At 71.0% G+C, this 23,211-nt stretch carries 24 protein-coding genes; 8 read left to right on the forward strand and 16 right to left on the reverse strand.

Annotated elements, in window-relative coordinates:
- Positions 1-798, forward strand: a complete 798-nt coding sequence (locus JOC24_RS11975; protein ID WP_205020199.1) for a phosphatase — start codon at positions 1-3, stop codon at positions 796-798.
- Between the two features lie 152 nt (positions 799-950).
- Here the strand turns inward: JOC24_RS11975 and JOC24_RS11980 are convergent, their stop codons facing one another.
- Genes JOC24_RS11980 through JOC24_RS11990 form a run of 3 tightly spaced genes read right to left on the reverse strand, consistent with a single transcriptional unit; the run spans position 951 to position 4,005 of the window.
- Positions 951-1,922 (reverse strand): cation diffusion facilitator family transporter, encoded by a 972-nt coding sequence (locus JOC24_RS11980; RefSeq protein WP_205020200.1) that lies wholly within the window; start codon positions 1,920-1,922, stop codon positions 951-953.
- 28 nt (positions 1,923-1,950) lie between these two features.
- Positions 1,951-2,826, reverse strand: a complete 876-nt coding sequence (locus JOC24_RS11985; protein WP_205020201.1) for an acyl-CoA thioesterase — start codon at positions 2,824-2,826, stop codon at positions 1,951-1,953.
- A gap of 21 nt (positions 2,827-2,847) precedes the next feature.
- Positions 2,848-4,005, reverse strand: coding sequence for an acyl-CoA dehydrogenase family protein (locus tag JOC24_RS11990; RefSeq protein ID WP_031092198.1), 1,158 nt, complete (start codon positions 4,003-4,005; stop codon positions 2,848-2,850).
- A 514-nt stretch (positions 4,006-4,519) separates the two neighbouring features.
- On the opposite strand from JOC24_RS11990, the gene JOC24_RS11995 reads away from it, so the two are divergent.
- Positions 4,520-4,951, forward strand: a complete 432-nt coding sequence (locus tag JOC24_RS11995; protein ID WP_205020202.1) for an Asp23/Gls24 family envelope stress response protein — start codon at positions 4,520-4,522, stop codon at positions 4,949-4,951.
- 64 nt (positions 4,952-5,015) lie between these two features.
- On the opposite strand, the gene JOC24_RS12000 is transcribed toward JOC24_RS11995, so the two are convergent.
- The 11 genes from JOC24_RS12000 to JOC24_RS12050 all read right to left on the reverse strand — a co-directional run bounded on the left by JOC24_RS12000 (position 5,016) and on the right by JOC24_RS12050 (position 16,006).
- Complete coding sequence (locus JOC24_RS12000) at positions 5,016-5,426, reverse strand: peptidase inhibitor family I36 protein (protein ID WP_205020203.1); 411 nt, start codon at positions 5,424-5,426, stop codon at positions 5,016-5,018.
- Between the two features lie 215 nt (positions 5,427-5,641).
- Positions 5,642-7,987, reverse strand: coding sequence for a glycoside hydrolase family 3 N-terminal domain-containing protein (locus JOC24_RS12005; protein ID WP_205020204.1), 2,346 nt, complete (start codon positions 7,985-7,987; stop codon positions 5,642-5,644).
- A 40-nt stretch (positions 7,988-8,027) separates the two neighbouring features.
- Positions 8,028-9,962 (reverse strand): glycoside hydrolase 5 family protein, encoded by a 1,935-nt coding sequence (locus JOC24_RS12010; protein WP_205020205.1) that lies wholly within the window; start codon positions 9,960-9,962, stop codon positions 8,028-8,030.
- A gap of 52 nt (positions 9,963-10,014) precedes the next feature.
- Positions 10,015-11,067 (reverse strand): LacI family DNA-binding transcriptional regulator, encoded by a 1,053-nt coding sequence (locus JOC24_RS12015; RefSeq protein ID WP_205020206.1) that lies wholly within the window; start codon positions 11,065-11,067, stop codon positions 10,015-10,017.
- Positions 11,064-11,891 (reverse strand): carbohydrate ABC transporter permease, encoded by an 828-nt coding sequence (locus tag JOC24_RS12020; protein WP_205020207.1) that lies wholly within the window; start codon positions 11,889-11,891, stop codon positions 11,064-11,066. Before JOC24_RS12020 ends, JOC24_RS12015 begins: the two co-directional genes overlap by 4 nt.
- Before the next feature lie 14 nt (positions 11,892-11,905).
- On the reverse strand, positions 11,906-12,850 hold the full coding sequence (locus JOC24_RS12025; protein WP_205020208.1) for a carbohydrate ABC transporter permease: 945 nt from the start codon (positions 12,848-12,850) through the stop codon (positions 11,906-11,908).
- 31 nt (positions 12,851-12,881) lie between these two features.
- A complete protein-coding gene (locus JOC24_RS12030) occupies positions 12,882-14,174 on the reverse strand; it encodes an ABC transporter substrate-binding protein (protein ID WP_205020209.1) in 1,293 nt (430 codons plus the stop codon).
- Positions 14,175-14,458: 284 nt separating this feature from the next.
- Positions 14,459-14,680 carry a DUF397 domain-containing protein gene (locus tag JOC24_RS12035; RefSeq protein WP_205020210.1) on the reverse strand — a complete coding sequence of 74 codons (222 nt, stop codon included), beginning with the start codon at positions 14,678-14,680 and terminating at the stop codon, positions 14,459-14,461.
- 48 nt (positions 14,681-14,728) lie between these two features.
- Positions 14,729-14,950 carry a DUF397 domain-containing protein gene (locus JOC24_RS12040; RefSeq protein ID WP_205020211.1) on the reverse strand — a complete coding sequence of 74 codons (222 nt, stop codon included), beginning with the start codon at positions 14,948-14,950 and terminating at the stop codon, positions 14,729-14,731.
- Between the two features lie 47 nt (positions 14,951-14,997).
- Positions 14,998-15,219 (reverse strand): DUF397 domain-containing protein, encoded by a 222-nt coding sequence (locus JOC24_RS12045; protein ID WP_205020212.1) that lies wholly within the window; start codon positions 15,217-15,219, stop codon positions 14,998-15,000.
- A complete protein-coding gene (locus JOC24_RS12050) occupies positions 15,212-16,006 on the reverse strand; it encodes a helix-turn-helix domain-containing protein (protein ID WP_205020213.1) in 795 nt (264 codons plus the stop codon). The genes JOC24_RS12045 and JOC24_RS12050 overlap by 8 nt, the downstream gene beginning before the upstream one ends.
- A 163-nt stretch (positions 16,007-16,169) precedes the next feature.
- On the opposite strand from JOC24_RS12050, the gene JOC24_RS12055 reads away from it, so the two are divergent.
- From JOC24_RS12055 to JOC24_RS12065, 3 genes are all read left to right on the forward strand, one after another.
- Positions 16,170-16,379, forward strand: coding sequence for a hypothetical protein (locus JOC24_RS12055; RefSeq protein ID WP_205020214.1), 210 nt, complete (start codon positions 16,170-16,172; stop codon positions 16,377-16,379).
- Positions 16,376-16,675 carry a hypothetical protein gene (locus JOC24_RS12060; protein WP_205020215.1) on the forward strand — a complete coding sequence of 100 codons (300 nt, stop codon included), beginning with the start codon at positions 16,376-16,378 and terminating at the stop codon, positions 16,673-16,675. The genes JOC24_RS12055 and JOC24_RS12060 overlap by 4 nt, the downstream gene beginning before the upstream one ends.
- Before the next feature lie 160 nt (positions 16,676-16,835).
- Entirely contained in the window at positions 16,836-19,727 is a 2,892-nt protein-coding gene (locus tag JOC24_RS12065) for an AfsR/SARP family transcriptional regulator (protein ID WP_205020216.1), read from the forward strand.
- 105 nt (positions 19,728-19,832) lie between these two features.
- Here the strand turns inward: JOC24_RS12065 and JOC24_RS12070 are convergent, their stop codons facing one another.
- Together JOC24_RS12070 and JOC24_RS12075 are read right to left on the reverse strand one after the other, a co-directional pair.
- Complete coding sequence (locus JOC24_RS12070) at positions 19,833-20,408, reverse strand: M23 family metallopeptidase (protein WP_205020217.1); 576 nt, start codon at positions 20,406-20,408, stop codon at positions 19,833-19,835.
- A 175-nt stretch (positions 20,409-20,583) separates the two neighbouring features.
- Positions 20,584-20,994 (reverse strand): RidA family protein, encoded by a 411-nt coding sequence (locus tag JOC24_RS12075; protein WP_205020218.1) that lies wholly within the window; start codon positions 20,992-20,994, stop codon positions 20,584-20,586.
- A gap of 103 nt (positions 20,995-21,097) precedes the next feature.
- Between JOC24_RS12075 and JOC24_RS12080 the strand changes: the two genes are divergently transcribed.
- The 3 genes from JOC24_RS12080 (at position 21,098) to JOC24_RS12090 (ending at position 23,151) form a co-directional block, all read left to right on the forward strand.
- Positions 21,098-21,574 (forward strand): hypothetical protein, encoded by a 477-nt coding sequence (locus tag JOC24_RS12080; protein WP_205020219.1) that lies wholly within the window; start codon positions 21,098-21,100, stop codon positions 21,572-21,574.
- A gap of 448 nt (positions 21,575-22,022) precedes the next feature.
- Positions 22,023-22,613, forward strand: a complete 591-nt coding sequence (locus tag JOC24_RS12085) for an RDD family protein (RefSeq protein ID WP_205020220.1) — start codon at positions 22,023-22,025, stop codon at positions 22,611-22,613.
- Between the two features lie 202 nt (positions 22,614-22,815).
- On the forward strand, positions 22,816-23,151 hold the full coding sequence (locus tag JOC24_RS12090) for a hypothetical protein (RefSeq protein WP_205020221.1): 336 nt from the start codon (positions 22,816-22,818) through the stop codon (positions 23,149-23,151).
- The last annotated feature ends 60 nt before the right edge of the window (positions 23,152-23,211 follow it).

Consider the following 23,211-nt stretch of genomic DNA (forward strand, 5'->3'; position numbering starts at 1 on the left):
ATGCCGATACCCAGCCGCGCTGCCCTCGTCGAGCACCTCGTCCGCACACGTATCGCGGGCGACGTCGCCACCCCCCGCGACAACAACCTCTCCCACTACCGCCAGCTCGCCAACGGCAACCGCCATTTCTGGCTGGGGCTGGAGCTCGGTGACCGCTGGCTCGACGAGCAGGACGTGCTGGCCGTGATGGCCGAGAGATGCGGGGTGATCGACGATCCCGAGCACCGGCAGGGGCAGGACACCATCGACCCGGAACTGACGGTCGACGCCCTCGACCGGATGGCCGCCCGGCTCCGGAAGGCGGCGGCGGACGGGGAACGCGTGCTGTTCGCGACCGGGCACCCGGGCGGGCTGCTCGACGTGCACCGGCAGACCGCGAACGCCCTGCGGGCCGCCGGCTGCGAGATCGTACGCATCCCGGGCGGCCTGATGGCGGACGAGGGCATGGTCTTCCAGTTCGCGGACGTCGCCGTACTGGAACGCGGTGCGACCCTCTGGCACACGCACTCACCTGCCCCGATGGCCGCCGTCCTGGACGGCCTGGAGCGCGAGGGCCGGCCGCAGCCCGACCTGGTCGTGGCCGACCACGGCTGGGCCGGGTGCGCGGGACAGCGCGGGATCGACTCGATCGGCTACGCCGACTGCAACGACCCCGCGCTGTTCCTGGGCGAGGCGGAGGGCACCCTCCAGGTCACCGTGCCGCTGGACGACCACGTCACCGACCCGCGCTACTACGACCCGATGACCGACTACCTGCTGGACGCCGCCGGGCTGCTCCCCTCCGTCGAACGGGAGTGAGCGTGCGGGCCCTCGCGCCGGCGCGCGCGGACGGTCGGTGACCGGCGGCCGTCGCCGGATGGTGACGGCCACCGGGCCCACCACCGCGTCCCGCCCTTCCGGAGCCGCGCCGGACAGGGGCGGGTGTGCGTGACCGGGCGTCCTGGCCCGGCTCAGCCGCCGGAACGTGTTGCCGCGCGCTGGGCGCGTCCCGGTGTCGGATCCAGGTACACGCGCTGGATCGACGGGTACCGCTCCCGCAGTTGCTGCTCCGCCTCCTCGCACGCCCACTCGACCTGTGCGGCCGTCGACGCGTCCCGGAAGTCGATCTTCGCGGCGACCAGCAGCTCCGAGGGGCCCTGGATCAGCGTGGTCAGCTCCAGCACCTCGACGATGTGCGGCACGGAGAGCAGCTCCTCGCGCACCCCGGCCCTCATCTCCGCCGGGAGGGGCCTGCCGATCAGCAGCTGGGCGTTGGACCTGCAGAGCACCCACGCCACGTACACCAGCAGCACGCCGATGAGGACCGAGGCGATGCCGTCGTAGACCCCCGAACCGGAGAGCTGCCCGCCCAGCAGGCCGCCGGCGGCCAGCAGCAGCCCGGCCAGGGCCGCCGAGTCCTCCATCACCACGGCCTTGACCGCCGTGTCGGGGGTGCGGCGCAGGTAGCGCGGCGCGGGCATCCGGAGCCTTGCGGCGTCGCCGCGCACCTGGCGCACACCCGTACGCAGCGAGAAGCCCTCCAGCAGGAAGGCGACCGCGAGCACGAGGTACGAGACGAGCGGATCGCCCAGCTCCTCGCCCCTCAGCAGGGTGTGGATGCCGTCGTACAGGGAGAACACCGCGCCGCCCACGAAGGTCGCGACGGCCGCGAGCATCGCCCAGACGTACCGCTCCGGGCCGTAACCCAGCGGGTGGTCCTCGTCGGGCGGCTTCTCGCTGCGCTTGAGCGCGGTGAGGAGCATGAGCTCGGTGACGGTGTCGGCCACCGAGTGCGCGGCCTCCGAGAGCATCGCGCTCGAACCGCTGATCAGCCCCGCCACCAGCTTCGCCACCGCGATCCCGAGGTTGGCGGCCGCCGCGACGACGACGGTGAACGTGGACTCGCCGCCCCCGCTCCGATCGTCACTCCTGGCGTCACTCATGAGGGGCAGTATGTCCGAATGTGCGGCTTCAGTCCCTCGGGACGCGGACCATGCCCTCCTGGATGACCGTGATGGCCAGCTTCCCGTCCGCCGCCCAGATCCTGGCCTGGCCGAGACCCCGCCCGCCGGACGCGGACGGCGACTCCTGGTCGTACAGCAGCCACTCGTCGGCCCGGAAGGGGCGGTGGAACCACATCGCGTGGTCCAGGCTGGCGCCCACCACGTCGCCGACCGACCAGCCGCCGCGCCCGTGGGCGAGCAGCACCGAGTCGAGCAGGGTCATGTCGGAGACGTACGTCGCCATGCAGACGTGCAGCAGCGGGTCGTCCGCCAGCTTGCCGTGGGTCCGGAACCAGACCTGGGAGCGTGGCTCGCGCGGTTCGCCGGCGGTGGCGAACGGCGGGGCGTCGACATACCGCAGGTCGACGGCGGCCCGGGCCTCCAGCAGCCTGTCCACCATGCGCGGGTCGGTGAAGCGGTCCGCGTACCGGGGCAGCATCTCCGCCGCCGTCGGCAGGGTCTCCGGGTCCGGGGCGTCGGGCATGACCGCCTGGTGGTCCATGCCCTCCTCGTACACCTGGAACGACGCCGAGAGGTGGAAGATCGGCTTGCCGTGCTGGACGGCGACGACCCGGCGGGTGGTGAACGACCGGCCGTCGCGGATCCGGTCCACGCTGTAGACGATCGGCGCGCCCGGGTCCCCGGGACGCAGGAAGTACGCGTGCAGGGAATGGGCGCCCCGGTCCTCGGGGACCGTGCGCCCGGCGGCGACCAGGGCCTGGGCCGCGACCTGGCCGCCGAAGACGCGGGGCACGACCGCCGAACGGCTCATGCCCCGGAAGATGTCCTGCTCGATCCGCTCGAGGTCGAGCAGATCGAGCAGGGAGTCAAGTGCTGCGCTCATGGAGGAGAAACGTAGCCGTTCTCAGAGGCCCATGGACTTGGCGATGATCGACTTCATGACCTCGCTGGTGCCGCCGTAGATGCGGTTGACCCGGTTGTCCGTGTAGAGACGGGCGATCGGGTACTCGTTCATGAAGCCGTAGCCGCCGTGCAGCTGGAGGCAGCGGTCGATCACGCGGTGCGCGACCTCGGTGCAGAACAGCTTCGCCGAGGCTGCCTCGGCGGGCGTGAGCTCACCGGCGTCCAGGGCCTCGATCGCGCGGTCGCAGACCGCCTCGGCCGCGTCCACCTCGGCCTTGCAGGCGGCCAGCTCGAACTTGGTGTTCTGGAAGGACGCGACGGTCTTGCCGAAGACGGTGCGGTCCTGCGTGTACTGCTGGGCGAAGCGCACGGCGGCGGCGGCCTGCGCGTACGCGCCGACGGCGATGCCCAGGCGCTCCTGGGGGAGGTTCTGGCCGAGGTAGGAGAAGCCCTTGTTCTCCTCGCCGAGGAGGTCGTCGACGGGCACCTTGACGTCCACGAAGGCCAGCTCGGCGGTGTCGGAGACCTTGAGGCCCAGCTTGTCGAGCTTGCGGCCGACCGAGTAGCCCTCGGACTTGGTGTCGACCACCAGGAGCGAGATGCCGTGGCGGCGGTCGTCGGCCTTGGGGGCGTCCGTGCGGGCGCAGACGATGACCTTGTCGGCGTGCACACCACCGGTGATGAAGGTCTTCGCGCCGTTGAGGACGTAGTGCGTGCCGTCCTCGGAGAGCTTGGCGGTCGTCTTCATGCCGGCCAGGTCGGAACCGGTGCCCGGCTCGGTCATGGCTATCGCGTACATGGACTTGCCGGAGACGAAGTCCGGCAGCCAGCGCTTCTTCTGCTCCTCGGTGGCGTACGCCTTGAGGTAGGGCAGGCAGAGCAGGACGTGCACGCCGGAGCCGCCGAAGGAGATGCCCGCCCGCGCGGTCTCCTCGTAGAGGACCGCCTCGAACTTGAAGGACTCCTCGCCCGCGCCGCCGTACTCCTCGGGCACCTCGATGCCGAAGATGCCCAGCTCGGCGAGCTTGTAGTAGAAGTCGCGAGGCGCCTGGCCCGCCGCGAACCACTCGTCGTAGACGGGGACGACCTCGGCCTCGATGAAGGCGCGGATGGTCTCCCGGAACGCCTCGTGGTCCTCGTTGTAAACCGTACGGCGCACGGGGTGCCTCCTGGTGTCAGCTTCGGCTTCGGTCGCAGTGGCTAAGCGCTTGCTCAGTCCTGGTCAAAAGTTACCCGGCGGTCACGGTGGCTGTCCAGGGTGATGCTGAGCACGCCCGCCGCCCGTCCCGGTCTCCGGGCCGTAGGGCAACGACCGGCGGGCCCGGCTGCGCCGGCCGGGCTCTTGGCGGGAGAACCCGGCGTTAGGAAGGCGGAGTTCGAGGAGGCCGGTGGCGGGATCGGCGCGGTCGCGCACGAGGGGACCGGCGAGGTGCTGTCCGGGGGCGCGGGCCGCCGCGCCCCCGGACAGGGAGGTGAGGGCTGGTTCCTGACCCTCACCGGTGATTCGGAGCCGGTCCGTCCCCGGATTGGTGGTGCGTCCGAAGGTGGCGGAGAGTGTCGACGCGGAGCGCTGTGTCACCCCGATGGCGGCAGGTGGCGGGCGGGCGCACAGTGAAACGAGGGGCCGGTGAGAAACGGGCCGGCCTGTCGTACCAACCCTCTGCGAGGCAGTCATGGCTGACATGGACGGGAACACGGGACAGGGCGGACGCGGCACGACCACCATCTCCGACAACGTCGTCTCCACCATCGCGGGCATCGCCATCCGCGACACGGACGGCGTGCACGCGGTCGGCAAAGGGGCGTCGAAGGCGCTGGGAGCCGTCACCGGCCGGGTGTCCGGGTCCTCCGCGGCGGGACGCTCCGTCAAGGTGGAGGTGGGCGAGAAGCAGACGGCGATCGACGTCGACATCAAGGTGGAGTACGGCGTGCCGATCCACGAACTCGCCGACCGGGTCAGGACCAACGTGACGGACGCGGTCGAGACCATGACCGGTCTGGACGTCGTCGAGATCAACATCAACGTCTTCGACGTCCACATTCCTGGCGACGACAGCGACGAGGACGACGACGGCGGCGGCCGGTCGTCCGCCCGCGTGCAGTGAGCCCGCGCCGGGTCCGGGGCCCGGCGCCGGCCGCCTGTCACCGGGGGCGTGACAGGCGCGCCGCCTACTGGGGCTTGAAGGAGCGGATCTGGTAGCTCCCCTGGAGGTTGCCGCCCTGCCCGGCGAGCGTGGAACCGACGCGCGAGTTGAAGTTGGTCTGCGTGTAGTACTGCACCCGGTGCTCGGTCTTGTTCCACACCGACAGGACGTTCCGCCCCTCGCGGATGAACGAGCAGTTGTCGGCGGTGTTCCGCATCTCGCGGGCCGTCCACTGGCAGCGGGTCCCCTCGCCGTTCCAGCCGTCGAAGGCGCAGAAGTAGCCGTGCGTGCACCGGGTGAACGCGGCGGCCGGAGCGGCGGGCCTGGTCTGTCCGGCGGCCGTGCGCGCGTCGGCGTCCGTGGCCGAGACTGGGCTCGTACCCAGTCCGAAGGCCAGGACGATCGCGGTGGCGGCAAGTGCGGTGATGCGGTTCACGGTGAAGACCTTTCGCTGTTCGTCGGCGGGGCGATGCCCGTGATCAAAAGCAGCGTGGCACCCCGATGACCTGCGTAGACAGGTCCGAAAGGGGGGCGCGCGAGGTCAGCGCGACGGGTGTGAACGCGCCTGTGCGCACCGGCGTGCGGCCCGCGTCCGGCGACGGAGGGCCGCGCCGCCGCGGGAGCGACGCGGCGGGCGACTGCCCGCCGCCGTCACCGGCTCTCCGCGCCCGGCCGGGTCGGTCCTGCCGTCACCGTGAGCCGCGCCTCCTGGGTGCGGTCCGACGACGGGCCCGTCCCGATCGCGAACTCGGCGGGCTCCACGGCCCATTGACCCGACTGTGTGAACGAGGCCAGGGTTCGGGCATCCACCTGGAAGGTGACATCGGTGCTCCCGCCGGGCTCCAGTTCCACCTGTGCGAAACCGCGCAGTTCGCGCACCCGGGGCCACGAGGTCCCGCCGAGCACCCGGCGTACGTAGAGCTGGACCGTCTCCCGCACCGGTCGCGTGCCGGTGTTGGCGACGCGGACCACACAGCTCACCGGTGCCGGTCCGTCGAACCGGTCCACCGCCAGGGACGGAGGCGACAGCCGGGGCGCGCCGTACTCGACCGTCGTGCAGGACAGCCCGTGGCCGAAGGGATGACGGGCCGTGGCGGGCTGGTCGACGTACCCCCGGTAGCCGTGGTCCTTCCCGTTGTAGAAGACGGGCAGTTGGGCCGCCGAGCGTGGCACGGACACGGGCAGCCGCCCCTGCGGCTGGGCCGCACCGAACAGCACGTCCGCGACCGCCCTCCCGCCCCACGGACCCGGATACCAGGCACTCAGTACCGCGGCCGCCGTGCCGGACAGGTCCGGCAGGGCGTGGGGGCGGCCCTGGACGATCACCACGACCACCGGGGTCCCGGTCGCGGAGACGGCGTCCACCAGGGCCGACTGAGCTGCGGGCAGGGCGAGTTCGGCGAGGTCGACGCCCTCGCCGCACGTCATCTCCACGGGGTTCCCGGAGGCGACGACGGCTGCCCCGTTGGCGTCGAAACGGGTTCCTGACTCGCGTGCGCTCGATCCGCCGAGGACCAGCACGGCCACATCGGAGGCGGAGGCGAGCGCCACCGCCTCGGGCAGGCCCGACAGATCCCCGCCCACGAGGCCGCAGCCGCGGGCGTACGTGACGTCGGTGCCCTCCGGCGCGGCGGCCCGAATGCCGGCGAGCACACTGCTGCCCGTGCCGGGCCGTTGCGGCGCGGTGTAGTCGCCGATCTGCTGTGGCACGGAATCGGCGTTCGGCCCGATGACCGCGACGGTCCCGATACGCCGGCCCGCGAGCGGCAGCGTCACCCCGTCGTGTTCGAGGAGGGTGACGGACTGGCGGGCGATGCGCTCGCTCAGCCGCTCCATGCGTGCCCGGTCCGGCTTCCGCGCCCCGGCCCGCCCGGCGGTGTACGGGTGCTCGAAGAGGCCGAGGCGGAACTTCAGCGCGAGGACGCGTCCCACCGCGGTGTCGAGCGTGGACTCCTCGACGAGACCGCGCCGGACCGCCTCCGCCAGCCGGGGGTAGCAGTCGTCCCACAGGCTCAGGTCGGTCCCCGCCCGCAGCGCCAGCGCACCGGCCGCCGCCGGGTCACCCGCCATCCGCACCAGGCGGTCGACCGCGAGCCCGTCGGCCATCACCAGGCCGCCGTAGCCCCACTGCTCCCGGAGGATCCCCGTCAGCAGATGGTGGTTCGCCGCGCACGGCACGCCGTCGAACTCGTTGTAGGCGGCCATGAGGCCCGCGGCCCCGGCCCGTACGCCCGCCAGTGCCGCCACGAGGTGGATCTCGTGCAGTTCCCTCGTACCCAGCTCGGTGGCCGCGCTGTTGCGGCCCCCGACCGTGGCGCCCTGCCCGGCGAAGTGCTTGAGGACGACGGCCGCGCGGTCCGGCCCGATGCGCTCCCCGGCCGGGCCCTGCACGCCGCGTACGAGTGCCTCGGTGAACCGCGCCGCGAGGTACGGGTCCTCGCCGTAGCACTCCTCCGCGCGACCCCAGCGCGGATCCCGCACCAGGTCGAGCGCCGAGACCAGCGCGACATGGCCGCCCCGTGCCCGGAGTTCGGCGGCCGCGAGGGCGGCCGCCTCCTCGTACAGCTCCGGGTTCCAGGTGGCGCCGACCGCCAGGTTCACCGGCAGCACGGTCCCGTCCAGGGCCTGCAGGCCGTGCGGCATCTCCTCGACCAGCAGGACGGGGATGCCGAGCCGGGTGTTCTCGACGACGTGCCGCTGTACGGCGTCGGACACCCGCGCCCCGTCCGAGGCGCCGATACCCGTCTCCGCCGTCACGCCGGACCACGGATCTGCGCGCTGGAGTCCGTACAGCGCGCCCATCCCGTCGTAGGCCTCCACCTCCGTCCGGAACGCGTCCGTCAGCCGATGGCCGGACGGGGTGTGCTCGTACGCGTCCCAGCCGTACATCCGCTGGTTGACCTGGCCCACCTTCTCGGTGAGCGTCATCCGTGACAGCAGATCGCGGACCCGGTCGGCGACGGGCATCCCCGGATCGCGGAACAGTGGCTCGGACATGGGACGGCTCACCTCGAAGGGTCGGGAAGGGCGTGGACGGTCAGCGCAGTTCGAGTACGCGCACCCCGTACGGGGCCAGGGTCACGTCCCGCACCGGGTCCCCGCCGGTCAGCTCGCGCAGCTGACCGTCCGCCGCCGGGCGCACGGTCAGCTCCTCGCCGGACTGGCTCACCAGCCACACGAATCGCGTGCCGTCCTCGCGGACCAGGGTGTCGGCGCTGACGTACGGGGTGTCGACGGTCACCGGGCGGGCGGCGCCCGCGAGTTCCGCCAGAGCCGCGTACAGCCGGTGCGTCCGCTCCGGATTGGCGCGGGCGGTGCGCGCCGCCATGTGCTCCAGCGGATACGTGGCCAGGACCGTGCGGCCCGCGCCCGTCTCGTACCGCAGCAGTGCCGGGCGGCCGTGCGCGTCGGTGGCGACGACCCGGGCGCCGTCGGCGACGACGGGCAGATAGGCGCGGCTGTCCTCGTTGCCCGCGACCGGGAAGGTCAGCACCTCGCCCGCCGCTATCGAACCGAAGTCCTCGGTGAACGTCATCTCCAGGACGTCGTCCTCGATCGGCTCCGCGACCCCGTACGATAGCTGGAGCTCCACCCCGAACAGCCCGTCCAGGTCGTGGAACCACGGGCCACGGGTCGTCGGGTACTCGCCCGAGCAGAACGACAGATAGACCGTCGCCCCCTCCTTGGCCCTGCGCTCCAGCGCGCGGCGGGTGCGGGTCGTCAGCTGACGGGTCGAGGGCAGCAGGTACAGCGAGGCGTCGTCCGGCAGCCCGTCCGCCTCCCGGGCGAACGCCACCGGCAGATCGGCACCCCGCGCCGCCACGTAGCCCTGGTGCAGCGAGGTGAAGATCAGCGGGCGGTCGGCGGGCCTGCTGTAGGGGTAGCCCCGTTCCAGGAACGCCGGCACGACGAGGGCCGCGTCCGCGTCGGTGCGGCGGCAGCGCGGGAAGTCGACCTGCTCCAGGACCTTCGCGAAGGAGGCCAGTTCGCGCAGCGGCTCCTTGGGGCGGCCCGCGCTGTCGGTGATCCCGAAGTGCATCTCGAAGGGGTGGTGGTCGTACGGCGACTGCTCCCACAGGTCGTCGTAGTCCGTGTTGTTCCAGGCCATCCAGCCGGTCGCCCCGCCGAGCAGCGAGTTGTGCAGGGTCTGCCGGTAGAAGATCCCGGCGTTCGCCGCCGAGACGACGTCGGTGGAGAGCCCGAACTCCTCCAGGACGACCGGCTGACCCGTCACGGCGGCCAGCTCGCACTCGAACGCGGCCCGGTAGTGCTGGCGCGGCCGGTCCGTGTCCGAGCGGTAGACGTGCGGCCCCACGAAGTCGACGTACTCGGCGGTCTCCCGCAGCGAGAAACCGTTGTCGCGGCCTGTCACCTCGATGCCCCAGGCCCCGTCGCCGAGCGACACCGGCTGGGTGCCGCCCGCCGCGCGCACGGCGTCGCACATGAACTGCGCCCAGGCGGTGACGACATCGCTGGACGGAGGGTCGACCTGGTAGACACGGCCGTAGCCGGGCATCTCGTTGGTGATCAGCCAGCCGGTGACCGCCGGGTGGTCCTTGAAGCGGCGGGTCATCTGGGAGACGAACCACGCCTGCCGGCCGACGAGCCACACGTCCTCGTAGAGGTCCCGGTCACCACGCCAGGCCGGGTCCCAGTTCTCGCCCGACATGTGGCCGACGATGAAGGTGGGAACCGTGCCCATGCCCAGCTCGTGGTGGGCGTCCAGGAAGTCGCGGAAACGGTCGCAGAGTTCCTCGTCGACGCGGCCCGGCTCCGGGTGGAAGTCGGGCCAGTAGAAGAACGACCGCGTCATGTTAAGGCCGTGCTCCCTGAGCACGCCCAGCTCCTCGCGCACCGTCTTCGGCTCGTAGTTCCGCCACATCAGCGGACCACCGGTGCGGGACCAGAAGTTGGCCCCGAGCCACGGGAGCACGGCGGAGTCGTGGGTGAGCTGGGCGCTGTGGCGTCGCATGGTTCTACAGGTCCTCTTCGGTGTGCGGGGGGTGCCGTGGTGGTGCGGCGGTTCAGGTCGGGGACGGCAGGGGGCCGGTCGATTCGCGTACGACCAGACGGGGGCGGCCGTCGAGCACGGGCGGAGGTACGTCCTCGCCGCAGCCGACGAGCAGGGTGCGGGCGGCGGCCGCGCCGACGCGCTGCACCTGCTGGTCGACGGTGGTGAGCCGGGGGTGGACCCAGCGGCCGAGCGAGAGGTTGTCGTACCCGACCACCGACAGGTCGCCGGGCACCCGGAGACCGGCGCGCTGGGCGGTGCCGATGCCGCAGACCGCCATGGAGTCGTTGGGGAAGACGAGGGCGGTCGGCCGGTCGGGCAGGGCGAGCAGTTCCTCGGTGACGTCGACGGCCGCCTGCTCGGTGAAGTCGCTGTGCCGTACGGCGACGGGGCGCAGACCGGCATCGGCCAGAGCCTCCTCGAAGGCGCTCAACCGGAGCCGGGTGTGCAGCAGTTCGGCCGGCCCGGCGACGTACGCGACGCGCCGGTGCCCGAGCTCCAGCAGATGGGCGACCGCCTCCCGGACACCCGCCCCCTGCTGCCCGAGGCCCACCAGGGGCACGGGCGACTCGGCGTCGGGGGCGCCCAGCAGGACGGCCGGCAGCCCGAGGCCGCGCAGCAGGTCCGGGCGCGGGTCGTCGGCGCGGGCGTCGGTCAGGACGGCGCCGTCTATGCGGCCCTCCGCGACCAGGCGTTCGTACAGCGCGTTCTCCTGCGCCATGTCGGCGACCAGGTGGAGCAGCAGACCGTAACCGCGTGGAGCGAGTTCGCCCTCCAGGCCCGTGATCAGCTCACTGAAGTGCGGGTCGGAGCCCAGCACATCGGTGGGCCGCCGGACGACGAGCGCGATCGTCCGTGTCCTGGCCCTGCGCAGCGCGGTCGCGGATGCGCTGGGGGACCAGCCGAGTTCCGTGGCCGCGTCCATGACCCGGCGGCGGGTGGCCTCCGAGATCCGGCCGGTGCCGTTGACGGCCTGGGACACCGCCGCGGTGGACACCCCCGCTGCCGCCGCCACGGCCTTGATCGTGGGGCGTACGACGGTACGACCCTCCAGACGTTTGTTCACATCTTCACCGCCCCGCTGACGAGAGCCTGCTGCATCCGCTTCTGGAGCACGGTGTAGACCACCCAGACCGGGACCAGGGTCAGCACCGTGCCCGCCGTAAGGATGCCGTAGTCCGTTCCCGTCAGGGACTTGAGCGTGGGCAGAGCGACCTGCACGGTCCGCAGGTCAGGGTCGGGGCCGATGATGACGAGCGAGTAGAGGTACTCGTTCCAGAAGGTCAGGAAGTTCAGCAGCAGGATCGTCGCGATCCCCGGCATGCACATCGGTGTGTAGACGTGCCGCAGGACGGCGAAGGTGGAAGCGCCGTCCATGCGCGCCGCCTCCTCCATCTCGCGGGGGATCGTCCGCATGAACTGCACGAGGATGACGACGGACAGCGGCATCGCCGTCGCCGGCAGGAACAGCACCATGAACGCGCGGGTGTGGAAGAGACCGGTGGCGGCGGCGAGCAGGAACGTCGGGAAGAGCGCGGCGAACGTCGGGATCAGGAAGCCCAGCGAGAACACCCGCTCGACCAGGGCCCCGAGCCGCCCCTCGGTACGGGCGATGGCGAAGGCCGCCGGTATGGCGAGCGCCAGGGTGAGGACCAGCGCCAGGGCGGTCACGAGCATCGAGTTGAGGACGGCCGGGCCGAGGTGCGCGGAGGAGAACGACTCGGTGAAGTTGGCCGTGGAGAAGGAGGTGGGGAGGGAGAACGGGCTGCCGAAGATCTGGTCGTTCGTCTTGAACGCCGAGACCAGCAGGTAGTAGAGGGGGACGACCAGCAGCACCATGTACAGCCAGGCGAAGATGTGCGCCGGCAGCCAGGACCTTCCGAACTTCATGGGACCAGCTCCGATCAGTAGTTCTGGCGGAAGACGCGACGGATGGTCAGCAGCCCGGCCAGGCCGACCAGGAAGAGGACCACTCCGACGGTCTGGCTGTAGCCGAGGTCGGCCGCGATGAACGCCTTCTGGTACACGAGGAAGGACAACGTCGTCGACGAGCTTCCCGGGCCGCCCTGGGTCAGCAGCAGCACGTTCTGCGCCGAACCGAAGAGCGTCCACAGGAACTGGAGCATCGTCACGACGCCCACGAAGTCGCGTATGACGGGGAAGTGGATGCGCCACATGGCGCGCCAGTGCCCGGCTCCGTCGAGTTGCGCGGCCTCGCCGATCTCGTCCGGCACACTGCCGAGCCGGGCGGCGAACAGCACGGCGGTGAACCCGATGCCGCTCCACACGTCGAGGAGGATGAGGGAGGCGAGCGCGGTGGAGGGCGAGGCGAGCCAGGCGTCTGTCATCGAGCCGAGGCCCACGCCGTCCAGCGCGCCGTTGAGCAGGCCGTCCGGGGAGAGCACCGCGTAGAAGACCATCGCCTTGGCCGGGGTGGAGATCAGCCCGGGGATGAAGAGCAGGTAGCGCAGGACGCGGTGCCCCGGCGGCTTCTGCGCGACGTAGTACCCGAGCATGTACGCGCCGATGATCATCAGCGGTACGGCCACGACGAGCTGTACGGCGGTGTTGCGCACCGCCTCCCAGAAGACCGGGTCGTCGAACACGGCGCTGACGTTGCCGGTGCCGGCGAAGGACACCGGCTGGAGCATCCCGGGCCAGTGCAGCGCGGCGATGACGAAGATGGCGACCAGCGGGCCGACCATGAAGACCAGGTACCAGACCAGCGCGGGCACCGCGAGGATGACACCGCCCTGCGTACGGCGCTTCGTGGTGGCGGCGGTGGATGGCTGGGGGTCGGCCGGTCCGCGGACCGAGGCGCCGCCCGGGGCGGACGAGAGCATCGTCATGACAGGACTCGCAAAGGCTCGGGCGCGCGGATCAGGCCGTGCGGTAGGCGGATTCCAGGGCGGAGCGCACGGAGGCCGCGCTCGTCCCACGGGTGAAGGCGGTGCTGGTCGCGGTGATCAGCGGCTGGGTGGCGGTCGGCGGGACGTAGAGGTCGGGCAGGAGCGCCTGGCCGACCCGGCCGCCGAGCCGCTGCGCCTCGGCCACCAGCGGGAAGTCCCTGCTGACCGTGTCGGTCACGAGCGCCATGTCCCGGCCGCTCTCGGTGATGAAGCGGGACACCACGTCGGGGCGGTACATGAAGCGGAGGAACTTCTCGACCGAGGACAGCTTCTTGACCCCGTTGGGGCTGATCCAGAAGCCGATGAGTGTGTACGAGCGCAGGATCGTCGGCTTCTCGTGGGCGGCGCCCGGAGCGAGCGGCCAGCCCCCGATCTCGGTGTGCCCGGCGGCCTCGGCCGGCACCTTCGCCAGCGCGGAGGACATCGCGGACTGGATGGCCGCCGCCTCCGTGTTGTACTGCGTGGTCATCGTGTCGGAGGTCAGCCCCTGCGCCTTGTCGGCGAAGACACCGGCGTCCCGCAACGACACGAAGTAGTCGATGCCCGCGCGGGCGCCCCTGCTGCCGCTGAAGTCGCCGGTCGTGTAGACCTGCCGGGCCTCCTCGGGGGTGAGGAAGGTCTGGATGATCTGGGCGAGCAGCTTCTGCCCGGTCCAGTCGTTGCCGCCGACGGTGACGGGCGCGATGCCCTTGGCCCGCAGCTTCCGGGCGGCACCGATGAGCTGGTCCCCGGTGGTGGGCACGGAGTCGACGCCGGCCCGGTCGAGCAGGTGGGTGTTGAAGGCGACGGGCCAGTTGGTGGCGAAGTACGGGAAGGCGCGGAGCCTGCCCTTGTCGTCGGTCCACTCGGTCAGCGCGGCGGGCAGGACGCGTTCGCGCAGTCCCCAGTCATCGAGGTAGCCCTTGACGTCGACGGTGGCGCCGACGTCGGTCCAGGCCAGCGTCTTGTCGTACAGGTTGACCATGACCACGTCCGGCTCCTTACGGGCCAGTCGCGAGGTCTCGTAGACCTGGGGGAGGTCGTCGCCGTTGACGAGGTTCTTGACCCGGAGTCCCGGGTTCTCCTTCTCGAAGTCCTTCACGGCGGCGGTGTAGGTGGGCGAGCCGGGCGCGGTGGTCCCGAGCTGGGTGTGGACGAGCAGGGTGCCGGGGTCGGAATCGGCCGAGGCGAGCGTGGAGCAGCCGGACATTGCGGGCAGCGCGGTAGCGGCGGCGAGGCCGGAACCAGCGGCGATGAAACCGCGCCGACTCAGGGGTGAGCGCACAGCGGGATGTCTCCAACCAGGACGTTAACCGGAGTGGTTAATCGATGTACCAGCGGGTTGCGAGAAACCTAGGGGCGGTTCCGTGAATGGTCAACCCTCGATTGCGCATGCTGAAAAGGCGGACATTTCGCCTCGCTGGGGGTGGCGGTGCCGCAGCCTCCGGCAGTCCGCACGGGCTGCCGGTCGGCTCCCGTAGGCGCCGGGTGAGAGCGGCGGGGGCGGACTGGGGCAACCGGGAAACGCCCGAAGGGCGCGTCGGCGGCGCGCCCTTGGCGGTAGAGGGTTCAGGCGGAGAGGCGCCCGGTCTTGACGGCGGAGACGAAGGGAGCCCAGCTCTTGGCAGAGAGGAGCAGGGCGGGGCCGTGGGGTGACTTGGAGTCGCGGACGGGGACGCCGGAGGGGTGGCTGTCGAGTACCTCTACGCAGCTGCCTGATTCGGGGCCGCTGTAGGTGGACTTGCGCCAGCCGCTCGGGGCGGAACCGGCCGGGATGCTGCGCTCGGTCATGGTGTCCATATCCTTCGCAGTCGCGTCAGGGGCTGGTGCGGCCGGCGCTCACAGGGAGAGGTGCCCCGCTTTGACGGCGGAGACGAACGACGACCAGCCTGAAGCCGGAATCAGCAGGGTGGGGCCGCGGAGTGCCTTGGAGTCGCGGACCGGAATGCCGGTGGGGTGGCCGTCCAGGGCCTCTAGGCAGCTGCCGCCCTGGTTGTCGCTGTACGAGGACTTGCGCCAGCGGGTAGGCACGGAGGCGTCGGGGGCGATGTGTTCAGTCACGGTGTGCGTGCTCCTTCCTTCGCTGTCGCGGGGTCGGGCTGCAACACTCAGGGGGTGAAGTCCCCTGTCCTGACGGCGTAGATGAACGAGGTCCAGCCTGCGGCCGGTATGAGGAGGGTGGGGCCGTGGGGTGTTTTGGAGTCGCGGACGGGGACGCCGGAGGGGTGTCCGTCCAGGACCTCCACGCAACTGCCGCCCTCGCTGTTGCTGTGGGATGACTTCCGCCAGCCGTTCGGTGCAGTGACGATCGGGGTGACGTGGTCAGTCATGGTTGCCGTAGTCCTTTGCTGTTGCCCTCAATAGAGCCAGTGACTCCTTCAGCGGCAGTGCGTCGCTCAGGGCGAGATCGTAGCGGCCCTGCAACTCCTGCACGACAGGCAGGGAATCGTGCACCTTTCCCATGCGCAATCCCTCCCCGTATGCGACGGGCGGTTGATCCTCGAATGACATCAGCGTAAGCATGCCGTCCATCAAGGGGTGGAAGCCCAGGGTGAGCGGCATCACGTGTACTCGCACACGCTCCGTTTCGACCAATCGGACCATGTGTGAGATCTGTGCCGCCATGACCTCCGGTCCGCCCACCGCCCGGCGCAACACGGCCTCGTCGAGCAGTGCCCAAACGGCGGGGGTGAGTGGATCATTGAGGATCTTCCCCCGTTCGAGCCGTGTGACGATGAGCTTGTCACGCTCCTCTTCACCCATCGGAGGGAACGACGTGCCCAGAACCGCACGTGCGTACGCCTCCGTCTGGAGAATGCCGGGGACATACGACAACGCGAACTCGCGAATGAAAACCGCCTGTTGTTCGAGCAGACGTGCCGCCTCGAAGTAGTCGGCAACCGCTACATCGCTGTCCGGCAGGAAGCTGCTGAGCACATTTCCCGTGTTCAGGGCCTCGTCCAGCCGTCGCGCGTCCTCCTTCGACGGAATCCGGCGACCCGCCTCGATGTGCGCGATGTGCGAACGGGTCATGACCGCCGCGTCGGCCAGTTCCTGTTGGGTCAGCCCGGCCGCCAGACGCTGTTCCCTGAACCACTCCCCATAGCTGTTACTCAACGTCAACTCCCATGTGACGAAGCATTTGTCACCAACGAACCCCTGGCGAGCCTAGTCCGACCGCTCCCACTCTGTGAGTGGATCGCTACCCAGCGACAGATGACCAGGCCGGCCCATGGGCACGGCCGTGGGCATCCCCCCTCACCGCAACGGAGTTGACGACGTGCAGCACTGCATCATCCGGATCCTGGAGGCGCTGCTGCGTCTCCTGCAGCCTCCTCCGCCGGCGTACGGGATCCCCGCCCCTCCCGTCCTCGTGACCCCTGAGCCCGACACCCGCCCGGGACCCGCACCGGAGCGCGCGCTGTGGCTGGCGATGTACGGCATCGACCTCAGGCACTGCTCGAACCGTGGCCTGGAGAGGACCGCGTGACCGGGCGGGTATCCGGCTCGGCAAGGCTTCTGCCGTGGTCCGGCCCGGAGGGGAAGCCCTGCTACGTCCTCGGTGACGGGGCCGGATGCGTCTCCCGCGTCGCGGACAACGTCGAAGGCGTCCAGCTGGGGATGGCCGCCGAACTGCTGGACCATGTGGCCGACATGCTCGACGACCACCAGGTCACGTCGGCCCAACTGCGGTTCGTCGTGGCCCGCATGGCCGAGGCGCTGCGCGATGTGCACCGGATCGCGGAGAGCAGGGGTGCGCGCCTGGGGGCCGTACCGGGCCGTTAGCGGCGGGCTCCGTGTCCCGGGCCGGTTAACCCGGCCCGGACGTCGCATCCGACGGCGAGCGCGACACGGATCGGGTGGGGATCGTCACCTGGATTTCGTATCGACGGGAATCGAACGTCGTTACGCTGCACCGCAGTTGCCAAGAGGGCGGAGGTCTGCGGTGGGGGAGCCGACATTCGGAGTCCTGGGGCCTCTCCAGGTGAGGACGCACGGTGTTCCGGTACGGATCGGAGGGGCCAAACCCCGGGCCGTACTGGCGACTCTGCTGCTCCAGCCGAACGGCTTCGTCTCGCTGGATCTGCTGACGGAGGTCTTGTGGCCCGGTGGCGCACCTCGGTCCGCGGTCGCCAACGTGCGTACGTATGTGCGGACGCTGCGACAGCGGCTGCCCGCCGGAGCGGTCGACGGGCTGCGTACCGAGCCCTCCGGCTACTCGCTGGACGCCGTACCCGGCGAGGTGGACATGCTGCTCTTCGAGCAGCAGCTCGCGGCGGCCCGTGCCGCCCGCGACCGCGGTGAGGACGCCGCCGCACTGCGTGCCTACGAATCGGCCCTGGGGCTCTGGCGCGGCGGGGTCCTCCAGGACGTGCCCTCAAGCGTGGTGTGGGACCCGGCCATCACACGTCTGGAGGGGCTGCGCTCGGTCGCGGTCGACGAGTGCCTGGAGTTACGGCTTCGCCTCGGGGACTACGCCCACCTGGTCTCCGGCCTCCGGTCCCGGCTCGTCGAGAGTCCTCTGCGCGAGGACCTGTGGCAGATGCTCGTACACGCGCTGAACGACGCGGGGCGCAGCGCCGAGGCACGGTCCGCGTACGCCGAGGCGGAGCAGGTGATCGCCGCCGAGCTCGGGATCGAGCCGAGCGAACCGCTGCGGGCCGTCGGCGCCGAGGTCAACGGCTACGCAGACGGGCGCCGCGTGGCAACGGCCGCGCCTGTCTGCCAACTACCCATGGACATACCCGATTTCACCGGCCGTGCTGTCGAGGTCGCCGATCTGGAGGGGTTGCTGTCCACCGCCGGCCGGCAGCCCGTGGTCGCGGCCGTGTCGGGCCCGCCCGGCGCCGGGAAGTCCACGCTGGCCGTGCACGTCGCCCACCGGGTGCGCGACGCGTTCCCCGACGGGCAGCTCTTCGTCGACCTGGCCGGAACGAGCGAGTGCCCACGTGAGCCGGCGGACGTCCTGGCCGAGATGCTGCGTGGCCTGGGCGTCATCGACAGCGCGATACCCGGTGAACGGGGCGAACGCGCGGCGATGTTCCGCTCCCGGCTGGCCCAGCGGCGATTCCTCGTCGTGCTCGACGACGCCCTGGGCGGTGACCAGGTGAGCCCGCTGCTCCCGGGCACCGGAGGTTCGGCGGTGCTGGTCAGCTCGCGGCGCCGGATGCCCGGCCTGCCGGCGTACGCCTGCCCACTCGGGCTGATGCGGCACGACGACGCCCGCGCCCTGTTCGGTGCCATCGTCGGCGCTGACCGGCTGCGCGGGGAAGGGGCCGACGCCGACCGCGTCCTCGCCGAGTGCGGTTCACTGCCGCTGGCGGTGCGGATCGCGGCCGCCCGGCTCGTGAACCGGCCCGGCTGGAGCGTCGGCACACTCGCCGACTCGCTGCGCGACGAGCGCGGTCGCCTCGGGGCGGTACACCCAGGTGAGCTGGAGGTGCGGGCCGGTGCCGAACTCAGCTACCGCCACCTGCCCGAGCCCGCAGCCCACGCCTTCCGCACGTTCGGCGACCTGCCCGACGACGCGGTCCCGGGCTGGCTCGTCGACGTGGCGACCGGGCGGGGGAGTGAGACGGCGGGCGGTCTGGAGACCCTGCTGGACGAACACCTGGTCGAGGTCGTGGGGAGGGACCAACTCGGCCTGAACCGCTACCGCATGCATGATCTGCTGCGGTCCTACGCCCGGGAGCTGGCTCTGACGGACGACCAGGACGTCCGGCTGCGCCGGCGCCTCCACGTCATAGACGCGCTCGCCGCCCTCGCCCGCACCGCCAACGCCGCCATGCCCACCCGCTTCCTCGGGGTGCTGGGCGAGCCCGACGAGCGGGGCCTGCCGGAGGGACCGGCGCACGCTGTCGCCCGTACGGTGCGCGCCCGGCCCGTGGACTGGTTCGAGAGTGAGCACCGCAACCTCGTCGCAGCCGTCGACGCGGCCGTCCGGCTCGGGCGGACCGGCCGGGCCGCCGACCTCGCGATCGAACTGGCGGGCTTCTTCGACATGCGCGGCTACTACGGGGACTGGCTGCGGACCCACCGGCTCGTGCTCGACGCCATGCCGCATCACGACGACGTCAGGGCGGCGGCCCTGCTGCGCAACCTCGGCCAGCTCCATCTCTACCAGGACCGGTACGCGGACGCGCTCGCCTCCTTCGACCGGGCCAGGGCGCTCTTCGCCGAGCTCGGTCATCCGACGGGGGAGGCGGTCGCCGCGGTGGGATCCGGCTCGGTCCACCGCGTCATGGGCGATCTCGACACCGCGCTCGGGACGTTCACCGCCGCGCTTCGGGACTTCACCGAGGTCGGCGACCGGCACGGCGAAGCGGTGGCACGCAACGCGATCGCATCCGTCTGGCTGGAACGCAAGGACCCGGAGGCGGCGGCCGGCTGGCTGCGCGGGGCCCTGGAGCTGTCCCGGGCCGACGGGGACCGGCACCGCGAGGCTCAGGTGCGCCGCAGGGTCGCCGTACTGCACGAACTGCGCGGCGAACCGCAGTCGGCGCGCGGCGAACTGGAGCGCGCCCTCGGCATCTTCGACGAGCTGGCCGACCTGCACTGCGCCGCATACGTGCAGCAGAGCGTCGCCGAACTCTGCTTGCGGCAGGGCGACGCCGGTGAGGCGTCGGCCCTGTTGATCGGAGCACTCGCCGTGCAGCAGCAGCTCGGGGACCGCCGGGCCGAGGCCCGGGTCGCCGGCCTCCTCGGCGAGTTGCACGACGCGACCGGCCGCAAGCAGACCGCGCGGCACTACTTCCACCGCTCCCTCGCGACCTGGCGCCGCCTGGGCCTGCCCGACGAAGCCGGACTGGTGGACGGCAAACTCCGCTCGATGCGCTGAGCGGTGCCGACGGGGACGGGTGCGGGTGCGACCGCCGTCGCACCCGCACCCGGCACGGGGGTCACCGGGCGCCGGTCGGTCCTCCCGCCGGCGCCCGGTGGTGGGTCAGCATCTGTTCTTGCTGACCTGGTTGCGCTTGAGGTAGTCGCTCCACGTGACACCCTGGACGACCGCGACGACGACCGCCCCGTTGAGCTTCTGCTCGTAGTGCAGGTGCGGGGTGATGTCGTAGAGGGCGGACGTGTTGCCGACCTCGCCGATCTTCTGTCCCACCTTCACCGTGTCGCCCGCTTTAACCGAGCGCGTCTTCAGATGGGCGTACCGCGTCTGCCAGCCACCCCCGTGACCGATGACTATCGTGTTCCCGTATCCGGCGCCGGTCGAGTAGTAGGAGTCGAGGACCGTGCCACCGGCACTCGCGAACACCCGTCGACCCAGGTCGTCCGGGGTGCCGTTCGCGTCGTAGTGGTTCCAGTCGATCGAGTGCTTGGGGCTGTGCCCGGACCAGTTGCTGCCGAGCCACGTCTGGTTGCACTCGAAGGGCATCTTGAACGCGGGCCGCGCGGCGACGGCGGCTTCCGGCGAGTCCACGACCGGCGCCGCGGCGGCGACCGGAGCGGTGAGCACGGCGGCCGCGAACGCGCTGGTGGTGATCAGCGACCGGCGGACATTCCTCTGCATGGTTCTCCCCTTGTCGTCGGGTGACACGGGGATTCAAGGGGGCGGGCATACACGGCGGATACATTCCGCCCGCCGACCCGCACACCTGCGCCTCGACGAACACCCTCCGGGACCTGACGGCCGGGGATCGACCGGAGCGCCCCCGCCATCGGGAAGGCGGCGGGGGAGCAGGGGGTCAGGAGTCGATCACGGCGGCGACACCTTCGATCTCCACCAGTTGGTCGGCGTATCCGAGGACGGTGACGCCGAGCAACGTGCTCGGGACGTCGTGGTCGCCGAACGCGTCCCGGACCACCTCCCAGGCGGTCACCAGGTCCTCCTGCCGCGCGGAGGCCACCAGTACGCGCGTGCTCACGACGTCCTGCAGGCCGGCCCCCGCCGCGGCGAGCGCGATCCGCATGTTCTCGAGAGCCTTCGCCGCCTGGCCGGCGTAGTCACCGACGGCCGCCGTGGACCCGTCCTCGTTCAGCGGGCACGCCCCGGCGAGGAAGACCAACCGGGCCTCGGCGGGGGCGGTGGCCGCGTAGGCGTACTCGGCCACGTCGGACAGGGCGGTGGAACGGATGAGTGTGACGGCACGGGGCATGGCATCCAAGTCCTCACGGCTGGGTGGGAACTCGATTCCTAGCAGAGTGCCGCAACGGTTTCCCCTCATTTCCCCGCCCACCGCGAATGACTAGGCTGCCGGGATGGGGGACATGTACGCGCTCGACCTCGCTCTGAACCTTCGTGCCACGACACCCGGCGCTGTCGTGGACGAGCTGGGACGTCATCTCGGCGTCGCTACCGGTACGGGCGCCGGGCTGCCGGAGGGGACGGCGGGCGTCGAGACGGGAGAACCGACCGAACCGGCCGACGTGTTCCCCCTCCTCGCCGAGCGCGGACCGGCGGCGCGCATCGGAGGCCTGCTGGTGGGCGAGCTGCACCGAACAGCCCACGGATGGGCTCTCACCGCGCGCCAGGAAGTGCACGCAGAATCTCTCCCCGACCTGGACCCGCTCCTCGCGCGGCTGGCACAGCACTCCAGCTCCGAGGGCGTCATCGGGCAGATCCGCTTCTACGAGGACCACGTACCGGACCTGCTGATCAGTGAGGCGGGGACTCTGTTCCGGATGTCCCTCAAGCCTGACGGGAGCGGCGCCGCCCGGGCGTATCCGCCCCTGTAGGTACGAGGGTTGCCCCCGGCCCGGCCAAGCGCGGTGCCCGGCCGGCCGACCCGGGGCACAGAGGGTCGTGGCCGTGAATCCCGTGCCCGTGACGGCCCGGGTGGCCGGGAACAGACGTCGACATGGGCGACTCCTCAGGTCGGGCGTGCTGGTGTGGCCGGGCGTGTGCCGGCGCCCGCGGCTCACCTTCCCCCAGGAGCGGAAACGGGACGCCCGACGTCGTGGTCCACGGTGAACGCCCGGTGAGCGGCCCTTCATGGCGGCCGACGTCGCCGGGCACCGAACATCCAGTGGACGCGAACTCTGTTGATCGGATTAGATGAGCGGCCGGTCTTGTCAACGCGACGCGCGCACAGGACCGCGGCTGCACGGGGGCAACAGTCAGTGGCGTGAAAGAGCCCTCCGCTCAGGCCGCATCGTCCCCATCTGGAACTGGAGAAACATCCCCATGAGCTTCGGCGATCCCAACAACCCGTACAGCCAGCAGCCTCCGCAAGGTCAGCCCGGGTACCCGCAGCAGGCGCCGCAGGGCGTGCCCCCTCAGTACGGCCATCCGCAGCAGCAGTACGGGGCCTACCCGCCGGCCGGGATGCCCGGCATGCCGGGGGCAGGGCTGCCGCCGCTGGCCCACTGGGGGCAGCGCGTCGGCGGGTACCTGCTCGACATGCTGATCATCGTCGGCCCGATGTACGCGCTCGGCTTCATCGACCTCGCCGGCAGCGACGACCCGGCGAACGCCGAGCCCGGGCCCTTCTTCCTGATCGGCGTGATCTACACCATCGGCATGGCCATCTACCAGCTCTACCTGGAGGGCAAGACCGGTCAGTCGATCGGCAAGAAGGTCGTCGGCATCAGCGTGCACAAGGAGGCCGACGGCCGGACGCTGGGCTTCGGCATGGCGCTCGTCCGTAAGCTCGCTCACCTCCTGGACAGCGTCGCCTGCTACATCGGATGGCTGTGGCCGCTGTGGGACGAGAAGAAGCAGACCTTCGCCGACAAGGTGTGCAGCACCGTCGTCATCAAGGTCAACAAGGGCTGAACCGCGCCCCCGGGGCCGGTCGGCGGGAGCCCGGGGACACGTATCACCGTAGGCCTGTGGCCCGGAGGCGGGCGGGTACCGGCTGACAGCCGGGCCCGGCCCGTCGGCCGGCCCGAGGATCATGCCACCTGAGTACCTTCCGCTCGACGCTCTGAGTACGCCGACCGGTGTGGCGCTCCGGGATCGGGCGTTGGATCGAGGCATGAAGGAAACAGCGCCACTGCCCGAGCCCGTGACCGCAGAGGCCACGGATCGCACCCGCTTCCGGTCCATCCTGTCCGCCGTCCTCTTCCTGCCCGCGGCACTGGTGGTCGGGGTGCTGACCCTTTCCTCCGAAACGGCCGGCCGCTGTCTGACCTACGGCGAGGCGTGCGGCTCACCGCTTCCCGGATGGCTGTTCACGTGCGGCATCAGTCTGGGTGCCGTTGCCTGTGTCGTCGTGCTGGTGGCGTTGGAGGCGCGGGTGCGCCGAATCGCGCTCGCCGTGCAGCTCCTTGCGGAAGTGACGGCGCTGACGGTGATCCTCAGCCATTCGTGAGTCGTCGGCCGCCCTCTCGGTGTGCGCGCCGGAACGGCTGGCCGCCGGGGGCTCTGTGGC

It is taken from the genome of Streptomyces sp. HB132 (assembly GCF_016909575.1).
Lineage (GTDB): Bacteria > Actinomycetota > Actinomycetes > Streptomycetales > Streptomycetaceae > Streptomyces.

What these genes read in the sequence shown, in the direction of transcription:
- JOC24_RS11975 (WP_205020199.1), top strand. Translation starts at nt 1, where the DNA reads ATGCCGATACCCAGCCGCGCTGCCCTCGTCGAGCACCTCGTCCGCACA.
- JOC24_RS11980 (WP_205020200.1), bottom strand. Translation starts at nt 1,922, where the DNA reads ATGAGTGACGCCAGGAGTGACGATCGGAGCGGGGGCGGCGAGTCCACG.
- JOC24_RS11985 (WP_205020201.1), bottom strand. Translation starts at nt 2,826, where the DNA reads ATGAGCGCAGCACTTGACTCCCTGCTCGATCTGCTCGACCTCGAGCGG.
- JOC24_RS11995 (WP_205020202.1), top strand. Translation starts at nt 4,520, where the DNA reads ATGGCTGACATGGACGGGAACACGGGACAGGGCGGACGCGGCACGACC.
- JOC24_RS12005 (WP_205020204.1), bottom strand. Translation starts at nt 7,987, where the DNA reads ATGTCCGAGCCACTGTTCCGCGATCCGGGGATGCCCGTCGCCGACCGG.
- JOC24_RS12010 (WP_205020205.1), bottom strand. Translation starts at nt 9,962, where the DNA reads ATGCGACGCCACAGCGCCCAGCTCACCCACGACTCCGCCGTGCTCCCG.
- JOC24_RS12020 (WP_205020207.1), bottom strand. Translation starts at nt 11,891, where the DNA reads ATGAAGTTCGGAAGGTCCTGGCTGCCGGCGCACATCTTCGCCTGGCTG.
- JOC24_RS12025 (WP_205020208.1), bottom strand. Translation starts at nt 12,850, where the DNA reads ATGACGATGCTCTCGTCCGCCCCGGGCGGCGCCTCGGTCCGCGGACCG.
- JOC24_RS12035 (WP_205020210.1), bottom strand. Translation starts at nt 14,680, where the DNA reads ATGACCGAGCGCAGCATCCCGGCCGGTTCCGCCCCGAGCGGCTGGCGC.
- JOC24_RS12045 (WP_205020212.1), bottom strand. Translation starts at nt 15,219, where the DNA reads ATGACTGACCACGTCACCCCGATCGTCACTGCACCGAACGGCTGGCGG.
- JOC24_RS12070 (WP_205020217.1), bottom strand. Translation starts at nt 20,408, where the DNA reads ATGCAGAGGAATGTCCGCCGGTCGCTGATCACCACCAGCGCGTTCGCG.
- JOC24_RS12075 (WP_205020218.1), bottom strand. Translation starts at nt 20,994, where the DNA reads ATGCCCCGTGCCGTCACACTCATCCGTTCCACCGCCCTGTCCGACGTG.
- JOC24_RS12080 (WP_205020219.1), top strand. Translation starts at nt 21,098, where the DNA reads ATGGGGGACATGTACGCGCTCGACCTCGCTCTGAACCTTCGTGCCACG.
- JOC24_RS12085 (WP_205020220.1), top strand. Translation starts at nt 22,023, where the DNA reads ATGAGCTTCGGCGATCCCAACAACCCGTACAGCCAGCAGCCTCCGCAA.
- JOC24_RS12090 (WP_205020221.1), top strand. Translation starts at nt 22,816, where the DNA reads ATGAAGGAAACAGCGCCACTGCCCGAGCCCGTGACCGCAGAGGCCACG.